Below are 2,292 nucleotides of genomic sequence, written 5' to 3' on the forward strand. Positions count from 1 at the left end.
GGCATGGACCAGATCCGCGGCCGGCTCACGCAGGCGGCGCAGTAGCAAAGGCCAGTACTCCCAGCGGGGCGGATAGGTCGCCAGCGAGTAGCCGGAAATGGCGTCTTGCAGGGCGCGGTGGATCACCGACGCGCCGCTGCCGGTGGGGACGGCAGCCCGTATGGCCAAGGCGGTGCCGCTCACGCCGGCGCGAACGGTTCGAGCAGTCGGTACGGCGCCGACCGGTATTCCACCCGACCGGCACACAGCCCGAACAGCACGGCGGCCTTGCGCCCGGACGTCGCCGCCGCGAGCGCAGACCCCCCGCAACACCCGCCAGCAAGACATGCCGAGCCCCGCAGCCCGGCAGCCGACGAATAGCCATTGCCGGGCCACCACATCCGCGGCGACTGGCACGTCGCGGAAATGCTCGCGCAGGGTCAGCAGCCACGCCTCGAAGGCGCGCAGCTCGTCCAGCGACCTGATCGGTATCGGCTCGCGCACGCGCACGTGCAGGTCCACCTGCGCCGGCTCAGCGGGAATGCCGCACGCGGCGAGGTACCGTGCGCGAATTTGCCGTGCATAGCGCTCCTGCTCTGCGTTGAACCGGCGCGACGCCTGATGGCGCGAGACGCGATACCGCAGTAGCACGCGGGGCACGTTGCCAAAGCGCGCCCCGCGCGCCGCGAGCCGCGTCCACAACTCGTAGTCTTCGGCGAGTGGATAAGCGGTGCTGTACCCGCCTGCGTCCACCAGCGTTGCACGCCGCATCAATACGGACGGGTGGAGGATGGGTGGCTGGAACAGTAGGCCCGCCTTGATGGCCTCATCGCGCTCGGGCGGGCGGCCGACGCCACCCGGCAGCCATCCGAAGCGCCGGTACCAACTGCCGCACACGTCGAGCCGATGTTCGGATGCAAAAGCGAGTTGGGCGGTGAGCCGGGCCGGAAGGCACAGATCGTCGTCGTGCATGCACGCTACCCATTCGCCGGTCGCCGCCTCCAGCAGGCGGTTCAGCGCCGCCGGAAGGCCACCCGGTGCATCGCTGCGCGAGACGCGTATGCGCGCGTCCGCGCGCGCTGCGGCGGCGAGAAACGCGGGGGTTTCGTCTTCCGAGCCATCGTCCAAGACCAGGATTTCCAGATCGCGCAGGGTCTGACGTTGGACGCTGCGCAGCGCCTGGCGCAGCAGGCGCGCCCGGTTGCGGGTGGGCAGCAGGACACTCACCCGTGGCGCTGCGCTCATCACGGTGCGCGAGCCGACTTGGGGCGACTGCGGTCCGCGACTTCCGAAAGCAGCGTCTCCCATTGCGGCATAACCCGCTGCGGCGTGTACTCGGCTGCCCGCGCCAGTTCTTTCACAGTGAGAACTTTTTGTCGCGGAAGGCGGTCGTGCGGTGGTAGTGATCGTCGTAATACTCGAAGGCGCGGTCATTCATGGCCGTATTCTCTGTGGTCGCGCCAATATCCATCCCTGAAACGCGATGAGTGCCGCCTCGGGCGCGTATGTGGCGATGGCGGCGCCCCTGACGCCGAGTGCCGGCACCAGTGCGGCGGCGGCGATGATGCTGATCGTCGCACTCAGCCCATAGGCGCCGTAGAAGCGGCGTTGCTCGCCACGAGCCATCATCAAGGTGCCGAGCAGTAGACGCACGGCAAAAAGAAGCGGCACGAAGGCGAGTATCCGGGTCGCCGCAACGGCGCTTTCGAAGCTCGCCCCGAGCAGCACCGGCAGCCATGGGGCAGCGGCCAGGATTACCAAGCCGCCACCGAAGGCCAGCGCCAGGGCGGGGATGCCGAGCGTGAACACGGTCCGCGCGGGCGCGGTAGCGCGATACACACGCGGCGTGAGAGTTTCGAGCATCGCCTGCAGCGGCAGGACGAGCAGGTCGGTCACCCGCTGCGCGACGCTGTAGATGCCCGCGCCGGCGACCGAGTCCAGCCGCGCCAGGATGGGCTTGTTGGCTTCCGCCTGGATGCGCATGGCCGCGCCGGCGAAGGCGAACGCAAAGCCGGCGCTGGCAAGGCGCATAAACGGCGTGCCGGAGCGGCGGGGTGTGCCGAAGCTCCGCAGCGAGGCGCAGGCGGCCAGACAAACATAGGCCGCAGTCGCCGCCCCGTACCCCACGGCCCAGCTGGCCGGGCTGGGTGGCGCAATGGCCAGCAGCGCGCAGAACACCGCCAGACGCGCCACGATCAGCCCGGCCATCGCGGCGCCGAAGCCGGCCATGCGCTGCACCGCTTGCCAGGTACGCGCCAACAGCTCCAGCAGGCTGGCCCCGGCGAGGTCCGCCAGCACGATGGCGGCGACGGC

Annotated in this window: 2 protein-coding genes; both read right to left on the reverse strand. The window is 69.7% G+C overall.

What is annotated here, in order from left to right:
• Positions 1-1,206: glycosyltransferase family 2 protein (locus VIR09_RS26590; RefSeq protein WP_332015584.1), on the reverse strand; the 1,206-nt coding region annotated here is incomplete at its 3' end.
• A 207-nt stretch (positions 1,207-1,413) separates the two neighbouring features.
• Positions 1,414-2,292 (reverse strand): lipopolysaccharide biosynthesis protein (locus tag VIR09_RS26595; protein ID WP_332015585.1); only part of this gene is annotated, 879 nt, incomplete at its 5' end.

It is taken from the genome of Achromobacter sp., assembly GCF_036567245.1.
GTDB lineage: Bacteria > Pseudomonadota > Gammaproteobacteria > Burkholderiales > Burkholderiaceae_B > Achromobacter.